Source organism: Actinokineospora alba (assembly GCF_004362515.1).
GTDB lineage: Bacteria > Actinomycetota > Actinomycetes > Mycobacteriales > Pseudonocardiaceae > Actinokineospora > Actinokineospora alba.
On the sequence record NZ_SNXU01000001.1, the window covers coordinates 3,082,296 to 3,101,678 of the forward strand.

General features: G+C 68.5%; 13 protein-coding genes and 2 tRNA genes. 10 read left to right on the top strand and 5 right to left on the bottom strand.

The window, feature by feature from the left end:
* Positions 1-50: 50 nt before the first annotated feature.
* From narI to C8E96_RS14310, 5 genes are all read right to left on the bottom strand, one after another.
* The gene (gene narI / locus C8E96_RS14290) at positions 51-779 is read right to left on the bottom strand and encodes a respiratory nitrate reductase subunit gamma (protein WP_091373392.1); all 729 of its coding nucleotides are present in this window, start codon (positions 777-779) and stop codon (positions 51-53) included.
* On the bottom strand, positions 776-1,465 hold the full coding sequence (gene narJ / locus C8E96_RS14295) for a nitrate reductase molybdenum cofactor assembly chaperone (protein WP_091373396.1): 690 nt from the start codon (positions 1,463-1,465) through the stop codon (positions 776-778). The genes narI and narJ overlap by 4 nt, the downstream gene beginning before the upstream one ends.
* A complete protein-coding gene (gene narH / locus C8E96_RS14300; RefSeq protein ID WP_091373399.1) occupies positions 1,462-3,108 on the bottom strand; it encodes a nitrate reductase subunit beta in 1,647 nt (548 codons plus the stop codon). The genes narJ and narH overlap by 4 nt, the downstream gene beginning before the upstream one ends.
* A 40-nt stretch (positions 3,109-3,148) precedes the next feature.
* The gene (locus C8E96_RS14305; RefSeq protein ID WP_091374208.1) at positions 3,149-6,781 is read right to left on the bottom strand and encodes a nitrate reductase subunit alpha; all 3,633 of its coding nucleotides are present in this window, start codon (positions 6,779-6,781) and stop codon (positions 3,149-3,151) included.
* A 385-nt stretch (positions 6,782-7,166) separates the two neighbouring features.
* Positions 7,167-8,264 (bottom strand): protein-L-isoaspartate O-methyltransferase family protein, encoded by a 1,098-nt coding sequence (locus C8E96_RS14310; protein ID WP_091373402.1) that lies wholly within the window; start codon positions 8,262-8,264, stop codon positions 7,167-7,169.
* Positions 8,265-8,420: 156 nt separating this feature from the next.
* On the opposite strand from C8E96_RS14310, the gene C8E96_RS14315 reads away from it, so the two are divergent.
* The 10 genes from C8E96_RS14315 (at position 8,421) to C8E96_RS34485 (ending at position 19,181) form a co-directional block, all read left to right on the top strand.
* A tRNA-Met gene (locus C8E96_RS14315) sits at positions 8,421-8,494 on the top strand.
* A 213-nt stretch (positions 8,495-8,707) separates the two neighbouring features.
* Positions 8,708-8,781, top strand: a tRNA-Met gene (locus C8E96_RS14320).
* Between the two features lie 476 nt (positions 8,782-9,257).
* Positions 9,258-9,758, top strand: a complete 501-nt coding sequence (locus C8E96_RS14325) for a PadR family transcriptional regulator (protein ID WP_091374211.1) — start codon at positions 9,258-9,260, stop codon at positions 9,756-9,758.
* A 43-nt stretch (positions 9,759-9,801) separates the two neighbouring features.
* A complete protein-coding gene (prfB, locus tag C8E96_RS14330) occupies positions 9,802-10,902 on the top strand; it encodes a peptide chain release factor 2 (protein WP_091373405.1) in 1,101 nt (366 codons plus the stop codon).
* Between the two features lie 90 nt (positions 10,903-10,992).
* The gene (ftsE, locus tag C8E96_RS14335) at positions 10,993-11,682 is read left to right on the top strand and encodes a cell division ATP-binding protein FtsE (protein WP_091373409.1); all 690 of its coding nucleotides are present in this window, start codon (positions 10,993-10,995) and stop codon (positions 11,680-11,682) included.
* Between the two features lie 36 nt (positions 11,683-11,718).
* On the top strand, positions 11,719-12,621 hold the full coding sequence (gene ftsX / locus C8E96_RS14340) for a permease-like cell division protein FtsX (protein WP_091373412.1): 903 nt from the start codon (positions 11,719-11,721) through the stop codon (positions 12,619-12,621).
* A gap of 46 nt (positions 12,622-12,667) precedes the next feature.
* A complete protein-coding gene (smpB, locus tag C8E96_RS14345) occupies positions 12,668-13,141 on the top strand; it encodes an SsrA-binding protein SmpB (protein ID WP_091373415.1) in 474 nt (157 codons plus the stop codon).
* Positions 13,141-14,031, top strand: coding sequence for an amidohydrolase family protein (locus C8E96_RS14350; protein ID WP_091373417.1), 891 nt, complete (start codon positions 13,141-13,143; stop codon positions 14,029-14,031). Before smpB ends, C8E96_RS14350 begins: the two co-directional genes overlap by 1 nt.
* Before the next feature lie 90 nt (positions 14,032-14,121).
* The gene (lon, locus tag C8E96_RS14355; protein ID WP_091373420.1) at positions 14,122-16,488 is read left to right on the top strand and encodes an endopeptidase La; all 2,367 of its coding nucleotides are present in this window, start codon (positions 14,122-14,124) and stop codon (positions 16,486-16,488) included.
* 230 nt (positions 16,489-16,718) lie between these two features.
* Positions 16,719-19,181, top strand: a complete 2,463-nt coding sequence (locus C8E96_RS34485; protein ID WP_091373423.1) for a S8 family serine peptidase — start codon at positions 16,719-16,721, stop codon at positions 19,179-19,181.
* Positions 19,182-19,383 lie beyond the last annotated feature (202 nt).

Sequence of the window (19,383 nt, forward strand, 5' to 3'; positions counted from 1 at the left end):
CACAACGGCCGGGAACCGCATCCGCGGTTCCCGGCCGTTGTGCGTTGACCTCAGTGCTTCGAAGGCGTTTCCCAGGCGCGGGCGTAGGGGCGGGCGTCGGGACGCTTGGGGTCGCGACTGCGGTAAACGACATAAGGGCGGACGAGGTAGCCCAGTGGGGCGCTGAAGACGTGGACCAGGCGGGTGTACGGCCAGACCGCCAGCAGCGCCAGGACCATCACGTTGTGGACCTGGAAGCTGAGCGGGACCCCGGTCATGAGCTCCGGCTGGGGAGCGATGCTGAAAAGGCTGCGGAACCACACTGAGACGGTGGCGCGGTAGTCGTAGCCGCCACCGATGAGGTTCTCGCCGACGGTGTTGACCATCCCGGTCAGGATGGCCACCACCAGCAGCGCGTACATGATCTTATCGTTCGCGGTGGTGGCCTTGCGCACCGCGGGCACGGTGAACCGCCGGTAGAGCAGGATCGCGAGTCCGGCCATCGTCGCGACACCGGACAGCGTCCCGGCGGTGACGGACACCAGGTGATAGGCGTGATCGGAGATGCCGACGGCGGCGGTCCAGCTGGCGGGGATCAGGATGCCCATGGCGTGGCCGCCGATGACGGCCAGCAGGCCGAAGTGGAACAGCGGGCTGCCCAGCCGCAGCAGCCTGCCCTCGTAGAGCTGGCTGGACCGCGTGGTCCAGCCGAACTGGTCGTGCCGGTAGCGCCAGATGTGGCCGAGGACGAACGACGTGAACGCCACGTACGGCAGCGCGAGCCACAGGACGGTGCTCATCGGCGTCCTCCGAGGTCGGGTTCCATCAGGCTGGGGTCCATCGCGAACGGTTCGAGACCCACCTCCTCGTCGGGCGGGCCCTGCGCGGCCAGTTCGGCGATCCGGCGCCGGTCCGCGGTGTTGAGCTCGGGCAGCGTCGAGCAGACCGCGTCCAGCACCTGGTGGTACGGGGAACCGATGTCCACCAGGGAGAGCCGGACGAGTTCGATCACCGGACGGTGCTCGACGAGGAGCCGTCGGCCGGTCGTCGGGTCCGCGGTCGCGGCGAACTCCAGGACCACCGACAGGTGGTCGGGCAGCTCGTGTTCGTCGAGTTCGACGTCGGCGGCCTTGTAGGCGTGTTTCAGGCGGAGCAACGCCATGCCGCGCTTGCGGGTGTCGCCGTAGGCGTAGTAGGTCAGGTGCAGGCAGGCGCGTTTGCGCAGGTCGAAGGTCTCGACGTAGTGCGCGGCCAGGTCGAGGTCCGGGGCGGCGGCCGCATGGTCCACAAAGGACCGCAGGGCTGGCCCGGCGGGCGCGGGAAGGGAATCGGCCGCGGGGCCCAGCGCGGGCAGCATGTCCAGGGTCTGCTGGTTCGGGTAGTCCAGCAGCAGCGCGGCGATACGCCACACCAACCGCTGGTCACGCTCGGAAAGCTGCTCGGCGGCCTCCCGGCCTGCCTTGCGGCCCAGTCGCATCGGGCTCATCGGACGGTCTCCGAGGTGGGTGCGGCGGGATCGGTCCCCGTGGCGCGGGGCTTGGTGGGGAACAGACCGGACGCGGTCTTGCCGTCCCAGTTGAGCAGGTTGACCCGGTCGGACTTGTCCGGCGGCGCGGCGTCGTTGGTGTCGGTCAGGTGGAACTTCTCGGCCATCACGTCGAACGCGGTCATGCCGGGCCCGCCGTCGCCGTCGAGGCTGCAGCCGGTGGCCAGCGCGTCGAGCCGGTGGGCGTCGGAGCCCGCGCCGTTCGGGATCACGTATCGGTCCTCGTACTTGGCGATGGCCAGCAGCCGGTACATCGCCTCGATCTCGCCTTCCCGCAGCCGGACCGACGCCGCGATCTCGGGGTCGGGCTCCTCACCGAGGTTGACCTTGCGCATGTGCGCGCGCATCGCGCCCAGGCGCTGCAGCGACGCCCGAACCGGGCCGACGTCGCCCGCGGTGAACAGTTCCGCGAGGTACTCGACCGGGATGCGCAGGGCGTCGATGGCGCCGAACAGGTTGTCCGCGTCCTCGCCGTCGTGCCCGGTCTCGGCGAGCACGTCCACCACCGGGGACAGCGGCGGGACGTACCAGACCATCGGCATCGTGCGGTATTCCGGATGCAGCGGCAGGGCGAGCTGGTAGTCGACGATCAGGCGGTAGACGGGCGAGTTCTGCGCTGCCTCGATCCACTCGCCCGCGATGCCCGCGCGCTCCGCCTCGGCGACCACGCGCGGGTCGTGCGGGTTGAGGAACACGTTGAGCTGGGCCGGGTAGAGGTCCTTGTCATCCGGCACCGCCGCCGCTTCGGCCACCGCGTCGGCGTCGTAGAGCAGCACGCCGATGTAACGCAACCGTCCGACGCAGGTCTCCGAGCACACCGTGGGGATGCCGACCTCGACGCGCGGGTAGCAGAAGGTGCACTTCTCGGCCTTGCCGGTCTTGTGGTTGAAGTAGATCTTCTTGTACGGGCAGCCCGACACACACTGCCGCCAGCCGCGGCACTTGTCCTGGTCGACCAGGACGATGCCGTCCTCGCTGCGCTTGTAGATCGCGCCGGACGGGCAGGCGGCCGCGCAGGACGGGTTGAGGCAGTGCTCGCAGATCCGCGGCAGGTAGAACATGAACGTCTGCTCGAACTCGAGCTTGACCTGTTCGGACACCTTGGCCAGCACCGGGTCCTTGCTGATCTGCGCCGGCCCGCCGCCGAGGTCGTCGTCCCAGTTGGCGCCCCAGGTGACCTCGGTGTCCTTGCCGGTGATCAGCGACTTCGGCCGGGCCGTCGGGGTGGTGTCCGACGGCGGCGCGGCGAGCAGGTTCTCGTAGTCGTAGGTCCACGGCTCGTAGTAGTCCGACACCTCGGGCAGGTCGGGGTTGGCGAAGATGTTCAGCAGCCGCCGGACCCGCGAGCCGCTGCGCAGCCTGAGCTTGCCGCCCTTGGTGCGCTCCCAGCCGCCCTTCCACCGCTCCTGGTCCTGGTATTGGCGCGGGTATCCCTGCCCTGGGCGGGTTTCCACGTTGTTGAACCACACGTACTCGACGCCGGAGCGGTTCGTCCACGCCTGCTTGCAGGTGACACTGCAGGTGTGGCAGCCGATGCACTTGTCGAGGTTCATCACCATCGCCAGCTGCGCCATGACCTTCATGGTGTTGTCTCCCCGCGCCTGGAGGTTCTGGTGGTGGCCATCAGTACTGGACCTCCTGGGAGCGGCGGCGGATCGTGGTGACCTCGTCGCGCTGGTTGCCGGTGGGGCCGTGGTAGTTGAGTGCGAACGACTGCTGCGCGTAGCCGCCGATGAGGTGCGTCGGCTTGATCATCAGGCGGGTGAGCGCGTTGTGGATGCCGCCGCGCTTGCCGTTGGTCTCGGTGCGCGGCACCCCCACCGCGCGGTCCTGCGCGTGGTACATGAACACGGTGCCCTCGGGCATCCGGTGGCTGACGATCGCGCGGGCGACGACCACGCCGTTGCGGTTGACCGCCTCGATCCAGTCGTTGTCCACCACGCCGATCTTCGCGGCGTCCACATCGGACATCCAGATCGCCTGGCCGCCCCGCGACAGCGTGAGCATGTGCAGGTTGTCCTGGTACGCCGAGTGGATCGACCACTTCGAGTGCGGCGTGAGGTACCGGACGGTCACCGCCTTGTGGCCGTCGAGTTCGCCGGTGTGCCCGACGCCCGGCTCGTCGAACAGCGCGGTCATGTCCAGCGGCGGCCGGAAGATCGGCAGCTGTTCGCCGAGTTCGTACATCCAGTCGTGGTCGAGGAAGAAGTGCTGCCGCCCGGTCAGCGTGTGCCACGGCTTGAGCCGCTCGGTGTTGATGGTGAAGGGGGAGTAGCGGCGCCCACCGGTCTCACTGCCGGACCACTCCGGCGAGGTGATCACCGGAACCGGTCGGGCCTGGGTGTCGGCGAAGGTGATCCGCTTGCCCTCGTTCTCGGCGGCGAGGTCGGCGAGTTCGGTGCCGGTGCGTCGCTCCAGGGCGCGGAAACCCTCGGTGGCGAGGCGGCCGTTGGTGGTGCCGGACAGGGCAAGGATCGCTTCGGCGGCATGGGTGTCCTTGGCCAGCGACGGCCTGCCCGCCGCGACACCGGACGGGACGACGCCGTTGGCGCTCTTGAGGTACTCGACCTCGGCGTCCGGGTGGACGGTGACGCCCTTGGTGGTCAGGCCGACCCGTTCCACGAGCGGGCCGAGCGCCGCCATCTTGTCGCCGATCGCCGGATAGTCGCGTTCGACCACCACGATCCGGGGCATCGTCTTGCCGGGAATGGGTTCGCACTCCCCAGCCTTCCAGTCCAGCACCCGCCCACCCGGCTGCGCGGTGGCGTCCGCGGTGTCGTGGGTCAGCGGGACCGCGACGATGTCCTTGCGGACGCCGAGATGCTTCTCCGCCAGCCAGGAGAACCCGCGGGCGATCCGGTGGAACGCCTCGAAGTCGGTCTTGGTCTCCCACGGCGGTGAGATCGCGGGCGAGAACGCGTGCACGTAGGGGTGCATGTCCGTGCTGGACAGGTCGTGCTTCTCGTACCAGGTCGCCGCGGGCAGCACCACGTCGGAGAACAGGGTCGTGCTGGTCATCCGGAAGTCCAAGGACAGCAGCATGTCCAGCTTGCCGACGGGCGCCTCGTCGTGCCAGGTCACTTCCTCGGGGTGGACGCCGTCGGCGTCGCTGGCCCGCAGGTTGGCGTCGGTGCCCAGCAGGTGCCGCAGGAAGTACTCGTTGCCCTTCGCCGACGAGCCGAGCAGGTTCGCCCGCCACACGGTCAGCACACGCGGGAAGTTCTCCGGGGCGTCCGGGTCCTCGCAGGCGAAGCGCAGGTGGCCGGACTTCAGGCCGTCGACCACATGGGTGGCGCCGTCCTTGCCGAGCCGTTCGGCCTCGTCGGCCAGGTCCAGCGGGTTGCGGTTGAAGGTCGGGTAGCTCGGCATCCAGCCCAGCCGCGAGGCCAGCGCGATGTTGTCGGCCGCGGTGCGTCCGGCGAAGCGCCCGGTGGCCAGCGGCGAGGCCATCACCTCGGAGGTGAACGGGTCGTAGCGCCACTGATCCGTTGCCAGGTACCAGAAAACCGTGCCCTGCATGTGCCGCGGCGGGCGCTGCCAGTCCAGCCCGAAGGCCAAGGTCGACCAGCCGGTGATCGGGCGGCACTTCTCCTGGCCGACGTAGTGCGCCCAGCCGCCGCCGTTGACGCCCTGGCAGCCGGTGAGCATGGTCAACGCCAGGAAGGACCGGTAGATCTGGTCGGAGTGGAACCAGTGGTTGGTGCCCGCGCCCATCAGGATCATCGACCGGCCGCCGGAGCGCTCCGCGTTGTCGGCGAACTCCCTGGCGATCCGCGCCGCCGCCGCGGCGGGCACGCCGGTGATCGCCTCCTGCCAGGCGGGCGTGTAGGGCTCGGCGGCGTCGTCGTAGTCCGCGGGCCAGCCGCCGGGCAGGCCGGGCCGGGACACGCCGTACTGGGCGAGGAGCAGGTCGAACACGGTGGTGACCCGGTGGCCCGCGACCATCGCGGTCGGCACGCCGCGGCTGAGCACCTCGGGGGTGGCGCTGTCGAAACGGGGGAGCTGGACCGCCGCGGTGTCGCCGCCGTACACCGACAGCATCGGGTCGACGCCCGCGAGGTCGAGGTTCCAGGAACCCTCGCCGGACTTGGTGTAGCGGTGGCCGAGCGACCCGTTCGGCACGACCGGATTCCCGTGCACGTCAAGGAGAACGGTCTTGGACTCGGCGCCTTCGGCGGTGTCGCCGAGATCGGCGGCGGTCAGGAACTTGCCGGGCACGAACCCGTCGCCGTGTTCGGTCAGGGTGACCAGGAACGGCAGGTCGGTGTACTTCTTGACGTACTCGGTGAAGCGCGGAGTCGTCTTGTCGACGAAGAACTCCTTGAGGATCACGTGTCCCATGGCCATGGCCAGCGCGCCGTCGGTGCCGGGCCGCGCGGGCAGCCACTCGTCGGCGAACTTGGTGTGGTCGCCGTAATCCGGGGAGACGACAACGACCTTCTGACCCCGGTACCGCGCCTCGGTCATGTAGTGGGCGTCGGGCGTGCGGGTGACCGGCACGTTGGAGCCCCACATGATCAGGTAGCCGGCGTCGAACCAGTCGGCCGACTCCGGCACGTCGGTCTGGTCGCCCATCACCTGCGGCGAGGCCACGGGAAGGTCGGCGTACCAGTCGTAGAACGACAGCATCGACCCGCCGATGAGCGAGATGAACCGGGCGCCGGTGGCGTGGCTGACCATGGACATCGCCGGGATCGGCGAGAACCCCGCGACCCGGTCCGGGCCGTAGTCCTTGATGGTGTGCACATGCGCGGCCGCGACCATCTCCGCGGCCTCCCACCACTCGGCGCGGACGAACCCGCCCATGCCGCGGGCGGCCTTGTAGCGGCGGGCCTTCTCCGGGTCCTCGGCGACGTCGGCCCAGGCCAGCACCGGGTCCTTGAGCCGTTCCTTCGCCTCGCGGTACATCTGCAGCAGAACGCCGCGCACGTAGGGATAGCGCACGCGGGCGGGGGAGTAGGTGTACCAGGAGAACGAGGCGCCGCGCGGGCAGCCGCGGGGTTCGTACTCGGGCTTGTCCGGTCCGATCGAGGGGTAGTCGGTCTGCTGCGACTCCCAGGTGATGATCCCGTCCTTGACGTAGACCTTCCACGAGCAGGAGCCGGTGCAGTTGACCCCGTGAGTGGAGCGCACCACCTTGTCGTAGGCCCACCGGTCCCGGTAGAACACATCGGCTGAGCGGCCGCCGATCTGGTGCAGTGTGCGCCCGTCGGCTGATACCTCACCCCGCTGGAAATGCCTGCTGAATCGGAGCAGGGAATCGCCGAAATCGGCATTTCCCGCAGGGCTGTCGACTTTTGCCCCGCTATCGCGGAAATTCGGCACCGGTGCCACCTCCGAGCGATTCGTGCACGGTCACGCACGACCGTCTGACGCTCACCGTAGAACGCGGGTCCGAGGCTTAACCAGAACGAATTCGAATTCGCACAAGTGGGTCGTGATGGCGGTGAGCGCGGTGTAACGCCGACGTCATCCGCCGCGGCGGCGGCGACATCGCGCATGACCTGGCACGACGGGCCCGTCAGGGGGCGGCCGGGCGGGGGCGGATCATGCTCCGGCGTGTTGTCGCATGTCATCTGACGTTAACATCGGGCGCCATGGCCGATCGGACGACGGCCGCGGATGTTGTCGCCTGTGGACATCATGACGGGTCGGGAGTGTGCCGCCACTGTGTCGGGACCAGGACGGGCGCGGCCGGATCTCCGGCTGCCTGGAGTCGGCTCGTCCATTCCGTGAGGCGCGGTCGGCCGATCCGATCCCATTCCTGATAAAGCGCCGATAGGTGATCGAGTAACGCCGGGTCGCCGGTCAGGGCGACGGTGTCGGCCCGAATGACGGCCATTCCGAGATTCGGATCGACCAGGGCGTATCGGCCATTGTTGTCGGTGCGGGCCGCATTGGTTATTCGCCTGTCCCGTACGGCCATGAAGAAACGGAGGTCGGCGTGCTCCCGCGCGGTGAGTCTCGGCAGGATTCCGTGGTGTTCGGTGAGCGTGTCCGCGGGAAGCGGCTCCGGTGCCGGGCCGTGGCCGAGTGGGCCGTGGGCGCGCGGGAAGTCGGCCCACAGGACCGGCCGCGCCGAGACGCCGTCCGCGTCCGATCGCACGGCCAACACGGGGTGGGCGCCGCCGTGCGCCACGGGCGCCAGGATCAGTCCGTCGTGGTCGAGTTGGTCGAGCCAGTGCCCGGACACGCCCGCGCAGCCCGTGGTGACGATCACCCGCTGGTAGGGCGCCTGGGCAGGCGCGCCGTAGTAGCCGTCCGCGCAGGCCACGGTGACGGACTTCAATCCCAGCCCCCGCATCGCCGCCTGGGCGTCGCGGACGACGTCGAACCGGATATCGATGGACATCACCCGGGTGCCGGTGATGGTGGCGGCCAGGGCGGCGTTGTATCCGGTGCCCGCACCGATTTCCAGCATCCGGTGCCCTGGCCGCAGATCGAGTGCTTCGAGCATCCGCGCACCCAGGCCCGCCAGTGAGCACGACGCCGCGGAGGCGGGGTCCGGGCCAGGCCTGCGGGTCTGCAGGGCGGTGTCCGAGTAGACGACGTCGAGGACCTCGCGGGGCGGGGGTTGTTCCTGCGGCACCTCGGTGCGCTCGGTCGGGGACGGGTAGAAGCGCGTGACACAGCGGTCGCGCCGGACGGTGCGGAACGCACGCTCGACCGCGGCGGTCCGGATCGCGCCACTGTCGCGCAGCGCGGCCGCGTACCTGTCCAGGTAATCATCGATGATCATCCGTGCCTCCCGGCGATCATGATGGTGGATGCGTGACCCGCGGCATAAGAGGGTTGTCACGCAAGGGCACGCCGTGGTCACGGAGCGGAGGTGGATCGGGGTTCCGCCCCCCTGGTGAAACCCCCTCGGGAACGGGTGTAGTGTTGTGTTTACCGACGCGGGGTGGAGCAGCTCGGTAGCTCGCTGGGCTCATAACCCAGAGGTCGCAGGTTCAAATCCTGTCCCCGCTACAAAGATTGAGAAGACCCCCGTTCGACGCCATCGGCGCCCGAGCGGGGGTCTTCTCGTTGTCGGGGTGCTTTCGTCCCGCTGTGGCCCTCGGCCGGATGTGTCCGCCGCGCCCCTGTGTGTGGGGGCCTCCACCAGCCCCGCGGCGGTGAAAACCCCCGAACCGCACCCCGCCGAAACCCCCTGGACAGCCCCATGTAAAGTTCTCCTTACGACGCGGGGTGGAGCAGCTCGGTAGCTCGCTGGGCTCATAACCCAGAGGTCGCAGGTTCAAATCCTGTCCCCGCTACAGATGCGGAAGGCCGGTCCACACGGACCGGCCTTCTTGCTATCCGGCGGACCTGATCCAGTTGAAGTATCATCAATCCACTGGTCCACACAGGACTCTTCGGCGCGATCCGCGCATGATCCTCTTGTGGTGAAGTTTCGGCCACCTACGTTCGTAGGGAATCTGATAGGAACTCCGAATGGCCGGCGACGTAATCACGTGATCTGGCGCACATTGCGTCGATCATTCCCAGGGATCACTGATTACGACTTGCTTCCCGGACTGCGCCGAATGGGTATTCGCATTCCCGGCAGGCCACCCCTTTGGGTGAGTCAGTCCTGTTGGGACCGTCCGGTCTTGCGCCAGACGGGCCCAGTGACGTGGGCTGTTCGGTTGCGTCCAAAAGTGGGGACGCCGTTTGTTTAACGATCAGCCATTGTGGACTGGGTGCGCTGGCCACTGTGGACAGCACGCCGATGTCGTGGGACCGTGGTCAGGTGTCTGAATTGAATGCAACTGCCGCGGCCCTTCTGGGTCTGCTGCACGAAGGTCCGCAGACCGGCGGCCAGCTGGTGTCCGCTGCGCGCGAGCGCTTCGGGTCCTTTTTCAGCGTCACGCGCAGCCAGGTCTATCGCGAACTGCCCGCGCTCGCCGACGACGGACTTGTCCGTCTCGGCAAGCAGGGTCCGCGGTCGAGCCAGCAGTACGTGATCACAGCCGCGGGCAAGAAGGCGTTCAAGGGCTGGCTCGGCGGCGAGCCCGGCCCTGATCACCTTCGCAGCCCGCTGATCCTGCGCCTTGTCCACGCGAGCACGCTCACCGCGAAACAGCGGGTGGCGTTGCTCGACTCCGCCAAGGTCGTCTACAACGGCGAACACGAATCCGCGAAACTGGCGGCCAAGTCCGCCGAGGATCCGTACGCCAAGGCGATCGCCGAATTCGGCATGGCGCGGGCCAAGGCAGTGCTCAAGCTGCTGGATTCGATCCCGAAGTCCTGACCGCCGCAGCGGCGACGTCCGTGTCCGCGTAATCTCTTTCGACGTGAACCCGGACGTCGCCACTGACATCAAGGACCTCTCCGCCACGCTCGCGAGTGTCGAGGCGGTGATGGACCTCGATGGGCTGCGCGCGCAGATCGCCGATCTGGAGGAGCAGGCAGCTCGTCCGGACCTCTGGGACGACCCCGACGCCGCGCAGAAGGTGACGAGCCAGCTCTCCCACCGGCAGTCCGAGCTGCGCAAGGTGGAGGAGCTGCGCTCCCGCCTCGACGACCTGCCCGTGCTCTACGAGCTGGCCGAAGAGGACGAGGGCGACCCCGCCGCGGCCGCCGACGCCGACGCCGAGCGCGAGAAGCTGCGGACCGACATCTCCTCCCTGGAGGTGCGCACGCTGCTGTCCGGCGAGTACGACGAGCGTGACGCCCTGGTCACCATCCGCTCCGAGGCCGGTGGCGTCGACGCCGCCGACTTCGCCGAGATGCTCATGCGCATGTACCTGCGCTGGGCCGAGCGCCACGGCTACCCGGTCGACGTCTTCGACACGTCCTACGCCGAAGAGGCGGGCATCAAGTCGACGACGTTCCGCGTCACCGCGCCCTACGCCTACGGCACGCTGTCGGTCGAGCAGGGCACGCACCGGCTGGTCCGCATCTCGCCGTTCGACAACCAGGGCCGCAGGCAGACCTCGTTCGCCGCGGTCGAGATCACGCCGAACCTCGCGCAGACCGACCACGTCGAGATCGAGGACAAGGACCTGCGCGTCGACGTCTACCGCGCGTCGGGCCCCGGCGGGCAGGGCGTCAACACGACCGACTCCGCCGTGCGCCTGACCCACATCCCGACCGGCATCGTGGTCTCCTGCCAGAACGAGCGCTCGCAGCTGCAGAACAAGGCCTCGGCCATGGTCGTGCTGCAGTCGAAGCTGCTCGAACGCCGCAGGCAGGAGGACCAGGCCAAGATGGACGCCCTCAAGGACAGCTCCAGCGGGTCCTGGGGCAACCAGATGCGCTCCTACGTCCTGCACCCGTACCAGATGGTCAAGGACCTGCGGACCGAGTACGAGGTGGGCAACCCGGGCGCGGTGCTCGACGGCGACATCGATGGCTTCCTCGAGGCCGGCATCCGCTGGCGTCGTACCCAGTAGTCACCACGGGTGCACGCACCGTCACCAGCGGAAACGCTTACCCGAGGCGAAGCAACAGCTTCATAACACGCGCGGGTAGACTCGCCCACCGTGATCCGCCTCGAACAGGTATCCAAGGTCTACAAGACCTCCACGCGGCCCGCCCTGGAGAATGTCTCGGTCGAGATCGACAAGGGTGAGTTCGTCTTCCTCATCGGCCCGTCGGGGTCGGGGAAGTCGACGTTCCTGCGCCTGTTGCTGCGCGAGGAGGTCCCCAGCAAGGGTCGCGTCTACGTCGCGAACTTCGACGTCGCCCGGATGGCGCGCCGCCGCGTGCCCCGGCTGCGGCAGTCCATCGGCTGTGTCTTCCAGGACTTCCGCCTCCTGGCGAACAAGACCGTCGCCGAGAACGTGGCGTTCGCGCTGGAGGTCATCGGCAAGCCCCGGCACACCATCAAGAAGGTCGTGCCCGAGGTGCTCGAGCTGGTGGGCCTCGAGGGCAAGGCCGAGCGCATGCCGCACGAGCTGTCCGGCGGTGAACAGCAGCGCGTCGCGATCGCCCGGGCCTTCGTGAACCGGCCGCTGATGCTGCTGGCCGACGAGCCGACCGGAAACCTGGACCCGGACACGAGCCAGGACATCATGCTGCTGCTGGAGCGGATCAACCGCACCGGCACGACCGTGCTGATGGCCACGCACGACCACTCCATCGTGGACTCGATGCGGCGCCGCGTCGTCGAGCTTGATCTCGGCCGTGTGCTGCGCGACGACGCCCGCGGTGTCTACGGCGTCGGCCGCTGACCCACCTGCCCCCAAAGACGAGGAACACCAACCCCGATGCGTGCCAGCTTCGTGTTCAGCGAGGTCGTCACCGGCCTTCGCCGGAACATCACGATGACCATCGCGATGATCATCACGACCGCCATCTCGCTCTTCCTGCTCGGTGGTGGCCTGCTCGTCGTCCGGATGATCGATAACACCCAGGAGCTGTACCAGGACAAGGTCGAGGTCAGCGTCTACCTGACCAACGACGTGTCCGCGAACGACAAGGCCTGCGCGGCGGACCCGTGCAAGGGCCTGTGGTCGTCGCTGCGGAACGACCCGGCGGTCGAGGACGTCGTATTCGAGAACCGCGACCAGGCGTTCGAGCGGTTCAAGCGGATCTTCGAGGCGCAGCCGGAGTTGGTGAAGCTGGCCCGGCCGGAGGCGCTGCCCGCGTCGTTCCGGGTGAAGCTGGTCAACCCGGACCGGCCCGAGGTGATCACCCAGTCCTACGGCGGCAAGGCCGGGATCGACACCATCACCGACCAGAGCGAGTTCCTCGACCGGTTCTTCAACGCGCTCAACGGTGTCCGGAACGGAACGTTCTTCATCGCGGGCATCATGGCGATCGCGGCGCTGCTGCTGATCTCCAACACGGTCCAGCTCTCCGCGTTCACGCGGAAAACCGAGGTCGGCATCATGCGCCTGGTCGGCGCGACCCGGTGGTACACGCAGCTGCCGTTCCTCTTGGAAGCCGTGGTCACCGGTGTCGTCGGCGCGCTCGTCGCCATCGGAATGCTGGTGATGGGCAAGGTCGCCTTCGCCGACGACGTGCTCGCCGACCCGATCCAGGCCGGGGTGGTGAAGTCTGTCGACGCGTCGGACATCGCCCTGGTCTCGCCGATCTTGTTGCTGATCGCGGTCGTCATCTCGGCGATCACCGGCTACGTCACGCTGCGTCTGTACGTCCGCACGTGACAATCCCGTCGCTGCCCGTTCCCCGCCGCACGTAGAGTCACGCGTCATGGCAAGGGAAAAGGGTCAGAAGGTGATCGTGTCGAACCGGAAGGCTCGGCACGATTACGCGGTCCTCGACACCTTCGAGGCGGGGGTAGTCCTGGTCGGGACCGAGGTGAAGAGCCTGCGCGAGGGGCGTGCGTCGCTGGTGGACGCGTTCGCGACGGTCGACGACGGCGAAGTGTGGCTGCGCAACCTGCACATCCCGGAGTACACCCAGGGCACCTGGACCAACCACGAACCGCGGCGCACGCGCAAGCTGCTGCTGCACAAGGGTGAGATCGAGCGGCTGATCGGCAAGATCAAGGAGTCCGGCCTGTCGCTGGTGCCGCTGTCGATGTATTTCAAGGACGGCAAGGTCAAGGTCGAACTCGCGCTGGCGAAGGGCAAGAAGTCCTACGACAAGCGCCAGGACCTGGCCAAGCGCGACGCGCAGCGGGAGATCAGCAAGGCCTTCGGCCGGGCGGCCAAGGGCATGTAATGCGGCCCGCCGGCGACGGAGAGGTCGCCGCGTGGGTGTCCTCGCTCGGGCTGCCCGGGCTGGTCGACCTCCACGTGCACTTCCTGCCGGACCCGATGCAGCGCAAGGTGTGGGAGTACTTCGACGACGCCGAGCGCAACTACGGCATGGCGTGGCCGATCCACTACCGCGCTTCCGAGGCCGACCGGTTGGCGACGTTGCGGGACCTCGGGGTCGTGGCGTTCGCGCCGCTGGTCTACCCGCACAAGCCCGGCATGGCGCGCTGGCTGACCGACTGGGTGCTCGACTTCGCAGCCCGCACACCGGAGGCCGTGCCGACCGCGACGATCTACCCGGAACCTGACGTCGCCGACTACCTCGACGCGGCTCTCCGCGCGGGTGCGCGATGCGTCAAGGCGCACGTTCAGGTCGGCGCGTACGACCCACGGTCGGAGCTCCTGGCCCCGGCGTGGGGGATGCTCGCCGAGGCCGGTGTGCCGGTCGTGATCCACTGCGGACACGGGCCGTTGCCCGGTGATTTCACTGGGCTCGACGTCTTCGGCGAGGTGCTGCGCGCGCACCCCCGGCTTACCGCCGTGCTCGCGCACGCTGGGATGCCGGAACTCGACGTGGCGCTGGACCTTGCCGAGCGGTACGAGCGCGTGCACCTCGACACGACCATGGTCGGTGTCCCGTTCACCGAGCAGCTCACGCCGCTGCCTGCCGACTGGACAGCGCGGCTCGCCGGTGTGGCCGACCGGGTCGTGCTGGGCACGGACTTCCCGAGCATCCCGTACCCGTACGCCGTCCAACTCGCCGCGATCGCTCGCTGGGCCCAAGACGACCGCCTCGGCGAGCCGTTCCTGCGGGCGGTCCTGCACGACACCCCGGCTCGGCTCCTGGCTCTCTGAGGTTGCTCGCTGTGGGCGAACACGATGCGGAAACAAGTGGAGCACTTTCGAGGTTGAGCTAGTCAGACTCAACTTTGGAGGGTGATCCACATGGCCGAGGCGTTCACGCTTCCGGTGCTTCCGCTGGACGACACGGTCCTGCTGCCCGGCATGGTGGTGCCGATCCGGATCGGCACCACGGACATCGCGGGCGAGGTGCGCGCGGCGGTGGAGGCCGCCCAGGCGTCCGCTGAGGACGACAAGCCGCGGGTGCTGCTCGTCCCCCGACTCGACGGCAAGTACGCCCGCTACGGCACGCTCGGGGTGGTGGAGCAGGTCGGCAGGCTGCCCGGCGGCGAACTCGCCGCGGTGGTCCGCGGCACCGGCCGGGTCCGTATCGGCGCGGGCACGACCGGGCCGGGCGCCGCGCTGTGGGTGCAGGCCGAACTGGCCGAGGAGCAGGTCGGTGAGCGCGCCGAGGAGCTGTCCCGCGAATACAAGGCGATGGTGACGACGATCCTGCAGCAGCGCGGGTCGTGGCAGGTGGTCGACACCGTCGCCCAGGTCGACGACCCGGCCGCGCTCGCCGACCTCGCCGGGTACGCCTCCTACCTGTCCGACGAGCAGAAGGTGTGGCTGCTGGAGACCACCGACGTGGTCGCCCGGCTGGAGAAGCTGATCGAGTGGGGCCGCGAGCACCTGGCCGAACTCGACGTCGCCGAGACGATCCGCAAGGACGTCAAGGAAGGCATGGAGAAGCAGCAGCGGGAGTTCCTGCTGCGCCAGCAGCTCGCCGCCGTCCGCAAGGAGCTGGCCGAACTGGAGGGCAAGCCCGCGTCCGAGGAGCAGGACTACCGCGCCCGGGTGGAGGCGGCCGACCTGCCGGAGAAGGTGCGCGACGCCGCGCTGTCCGAAGTGGACAAGTTGGAGCGGACGTCGGAGCAGTCGCCGGAGGTCGGGTGGATCCGCACGTGGCTCGACACCGTCCTCGACCTCCCGTGGAACACACGAACCGATGACGCGTACGACATCGCGGGCGCACGGGCGATCCTGGATGCCGACCACGCCGGTCTCGACGACGTGAAGGACCGGATCATCGAGTACCTGGCCGTGCGCAAGCGGCGCGACGAGCGTGGGCTCGGCGTGGTCGGCGGTCGTCGCAGCGGTGCGGTGCTGGCGCTGGCCGGTCCGCCCGGGGTCGGCAAGACGTCGCTGGGCGAGTCGGTGGCCCGGGCGATGGGCCGCGAGTTCGTCCGGGTCGCGCTCGGCGGTGTCCGCGACGAGGCGGAGATCCGTGGGCACCGGCGCACCTACGTCGGCGCGCTGCCCGGCCGGATCGTCCGCGCCATCAGCGAAGCGGGCTCGATGAACCCCGTGGTGCTGCTCGACGAGATCGACAAGGTGGGCTCGGACTACCGCGGCGACCCGACTGCCGCGCTGCTGGAAGTCCTTGACCCGGCGCAGAACCACACGTTCCGCGACCACTACCTGGAAGTCGAGCTCGACCTGTCCGATGTGGTCTTCCTGGCCACGGCGAACGTCATCGAGCAGATCCCGGCGCCGCTGCTCGACCGGATGGAGCTGGTCCGGCTCGACGGGTACACCGAGGACGAGAAGGTCGTCATCGCCGCCGACCACCTGCTGCCCAGGCAGTTGGAGCGGGCGGGCCTGACCGCCGAGGAGGTGGCGGTCGACGAGGCCGCGCTGCGCCTGCTGGCGGGGGAGTACACCCGCGAAGCCGGTGTGCGGCAACTGGAACGGGCGATCGCGCGCATCCTGCGCAAGGTCACCGCGCAGCTGGCGCTCGGCTCGGCGGAACTGCCGCTCACCGTCGGAGCCGGGGACCTGCGCGGCTACCTCGGGAGTCCGAAACACACTCCCGAGTCGGCGGAGCGCACCTCGGTCCCCGGTGTGTCCACCGGCCTCGCGGTGACGGGCGCGGGCGGCGACGTGTTGTTCGTGGAGGCGTCGCTGGCCGAGAAAGGCACCGGCTCGAGTGGAGTGACGCTCACCGGCCAATTGGGTGATGTCATGAAGGAGTCCGCGCAGATCGCATTGTCCTATTTGCGCTCACACGGGCCGGAATTGGGATTGCCGGTGGCCGAATTGGCCGACCGCGGCGTCCACGTGCACGTGCCCGCGGGCGCGGTCCCGAAGGACGGGCCGAGTGCCGGGGTCACCATGACCACGGCGCTGGCGTCGCTGCTCTCGGGCAGGCCGGTGCGCTCGGAGGTGGCGATGACCGGTGAGGTGTCGCTGACCGGGCGGGTGCTGCCGATCGGCGGGGTGAAGCAGAAACTGCTGGCCGCGCACCGGGCGGGCATCACCACCGTGCTGCTGCCGCAGCGCAACGAGCCGGACCTGGACGACGTGCCCGAGTCCGTCCGCGAGGCCCTGACCGTGCACTTCGTCGGCGACGTCCGGGAGGTGCTGGAACTGGCCCTGGCACCCGCCGCGGAGGCCACGCTCGCCGCGTGACGCGTATTCGGGCCATAGCTCGGAAACCATCGTTTCCGAGCTATGGCCCGAATCGAAGTCCGTGAGGGTTTTCCCCTAAGTCCGTCAGTTCATATCGATGTGCTGAACAGTGGTTTCCGATCGGTAACCCTGGTCAATAAAGTGAATTCGCGACACCGTCGAAATCCCTGCGTCTCCGCCGCCCGCTCAGCAAGCCGGTGGCGGTGGCCCCTGCATGAGGGAGACCTTCGATGGGACAAGTTCGCGTGGCCCGGCTACGCCGCTTCGGTGTGCCCGGCCTGATCACCGCCCTGGCGCTGGGTGTGTTGACACCCACCGCCGTGGCCGAGGGCGTCGTGCTCGGCGCCGACCGCGCCGACGCGGTCAAGGACAGCTACATCGTCGTCGTGAAGGACAGCGCCGCGCCCAGATCCGCCTCCGCGCGGACCGCGGCGGCGCTGACCGGCAAGTACGGCGGCTCCGTCACGGTGGCGTGGCAGCACGCGGTGAACGGGTTCTCCGCGCGGATGACGGCGGGTCAGGCGCGCAGGCTCGCGGTCGACCCCGCCGTGGCCATGGTCGAGCAGGACGCGCTGGTTAAGGTCAGCGAGGACCAGCTCAACCCGCCGTCGTGGGGACTGAACCGGGTCGACCAGCGGAACCTGCCGCTGGACAACAAGTACAGCTACGGCACGCGGGCGTCGAACGTGACGGCCTACGTGATCGACACCGGCGTCCGCGTCTCGCACAGCACCTTCGAGGGCCGGGCGAGGTGGGGCACGAACACGGTGGACAGCAACAACACCGACTGCCACGGGCACGGCACGCACGTCGCGGGCACGGTGGGCGGCAAGGAATACGGCGTCGCGAAGGGTGTCAAGATCGTCGCGGTCAAGGTGCTCAACTGCTCCGGGTCCGGCTCGAACACCGGGGTGATCAGCGGCGTCGACTGGGTGACCCGCAACGCGGTGAAACCCGCCGTGGCCAACATGAGTCTCGGCGGCGGGGCGGCGGCCTCGCTCGACACGGCGGTCCGCAACTCGATCGCCGCGGGCATCACGTACGCGCTCGCGTCGGGCAACGACAACGGGAACGCCTGCAACTACTCGCCCGCCCGCGTCACCGAGGGCATCACGGTCAACGCCTCCGACCGCAACGACGCGCGCGCCAGCTTCTCGAACTTCGGCACCTGCACCGACATCTTCGCGCCCGGCGTGGGGATCATGTCGGCCTGGATGACCAACGACACCGCGACGAACACCATCAGCGGCACCTCGATGGCCGCGCCGCACGTCGCCGGAGCGGCGGCCGTCTGGCTGGCCAACCGGCCGTCGGACACCCCGGCGCAGGTGCAGGCGGGCCTGATCGCGGCGTCGACGCCGAACAAGGTCACCAACCCGGGCACCGGGTCGCCGAACCGGCTGCTCTACATCGACCCGGGCACACCGACGAACCCGGTCGCGCTGCCGAGCCCGGGGAACCAGACCGGAACCGTCGGGGTCGCGACGAGCGTCAAGCTCTCCGCCACTGGTGGAACGGCGCCGTACACGTGGTCGGGTGCGGGGCTGCCGCCGGGAATCGCGGTCGGGTCCAGCACTACGCAGTCGGTCGCGGTAGAGGGCACGCCCACCACCGCGGGTTCGTTCAACGCTTCGGTGACTGTCAAGGATGCCGCGGGCACTACGGCGACGGCTTCGTTCACGTGGACCATCGCTGGCGGTGGGCAGCTCACGTTGCCTAGCCCTGGGGATCAGACCGGCAAGGTCGGGGTGGACACGGGAGTGAAGCTGGTCGTGTCGGGCGGGACCGGTCCGTACTCGTGGACCGCCAGTGGGTTGCCCGGTGGCATCGCACTGAACCCGACGGACACCGACGTCGCGATCATCGGCGGCACTCCTTCCGCCGCAGGGGTCTTCGCGGTGAAGGTCGACGTTCGGGACAGCACTGGTGCCGCTGCTTCGGCTTCGTTCAGCTGGACCATCGAGGGTGGCGGAAGTCTGACGCTGCCGAACCCGGGTGATCAGACTGGTGCTGTCGGCGTGGAGGCCGGGGTCAAGCTCGCTGTTTCCGGTGGCACTGGGCCTTACGCGTGGTCGGCTACGGGGCTGCCTGCGGGGATTTCGTTGCAGCCAGGGGATTCCGACCGGGCTGTGCTGTCGGGGACGCCTTCAGCCGCTGGGGTTTTCGCGGTGAAGGTGGACGTTCGGGACAGCACTGGCGCTGCGGCTTCGGCTTCGTTCACTTGGACGATTACCGGTGGTTCTTGTCCGCCTGCGCAGAAGGTGGTGAACCCTGGGTTTGAGTCCGGTGCCACCGGGTGGACTTCTTCGGTGAACGTCATCGGGCAGCACAGTGCATATCCTGCGCATGGTGGGACTTGGAGTGCTTGGCTCGGTGGGTGGGGGTCGGTCAGCAACGAGTCGTTCTCGCAGGAGGTGGTTGTGCCTGCCGGATGTTCGAGTGCCCGGTTGTCGTTCTGGCTGCGGGTCGACAGCGCTGAGACTGATCCGACGGCGTACGACCGGATGACCGTTTCGTTGGGCGGCAAGACGTTGGCGTCGTTCTCGAACCTGAACGAGGCGGGCTATCGGGAGTTCAGCTACTCCGTCGCGGAGTTCGCCGGCCAGACTGTGGCTGTGCGGTTCGCGTCTACTGAGGACGAGAGTTTGCAGACTTCGTTCCTGGTTGATGATGTGACGGTTTCGGTCGGGTGAGCGCCTAAGGGCGGCAAGGTTTCCTTGCCGCCCTTGGGGTTTGGTGCCTGTTTGGGTGGTTCGCCTTGATTTGGGGACCCCTAGAAATGGGCCTGCGCGGGCAAAGAGGGTGGGGAGGTGAAACCCACCCGCGCCGGAAGTTTAGGCCCATTTCACCCCAAATCAAGGCGAACCACCCAAACAGGCCGTTGGGTTCGGCCCC

Coding starts and splice junctions, on each gene's coding strand:
- narH (WP_091373399.1), bottom strand. CDS start 3,108: ATGAAGGTCATGGCGCAGCTGGCGATGGTGATGAACCTCGACAAGTGC.
- C8E96_RS34485 (WP_091373423.1), top strand. CDS start 16,719: ATGGGACAAGTTCGCGTGGCCCGGCTACGCCGCTTCGGTGTGCCCGGC.
- smpB (WP_091373415.1), top strand. CDS start 12,668: ATGGCAAGGGAAAAGGGTCAGAAGGTGATCGTGTCGAACCGGAAGGCT.
- narI (WP_091373392.1), bottom strand. CDS start 779: ATGAGCACCGTCCTGTGGCTCGCGCTGCCGTACGTGGCGTTCACGTCG.
- C8E96_RS14350 (WP_091373417.1), top strand. CDS start 13,141: ATGCGGCCCGCCGGCGACGGAGAGGTCGCCGCGTGGGTGTCCTCGCTC.
- lon (WP_091373420.1), top strand. CDS start 14,122: ATGGCCGAGGCGTTCACGCTTCCGGTGCTTCCGCTGGACGACACGGTC.
- narJ (WP_091373396.1), bottom strand. CDS start 1,465: ATGAGCCCGATGCGACTGGGCCGCAAGGCAGGCCGGGAGGCCGCCGAG.
- C8E96_RS14310 (WP_091373402.1), bottom strand. CDS start 8,264: ATGATCATCGATGATTACCTGGACAGGTACGCGGCCGCGCTGCGCGAC.
- ftsX (WP_091373412.1), top strand. CDS start 11,719: ATGCGTGCCAGCTTCGTGTTCAGCGAGGTCGTCACCGGCCTTCGCCGG.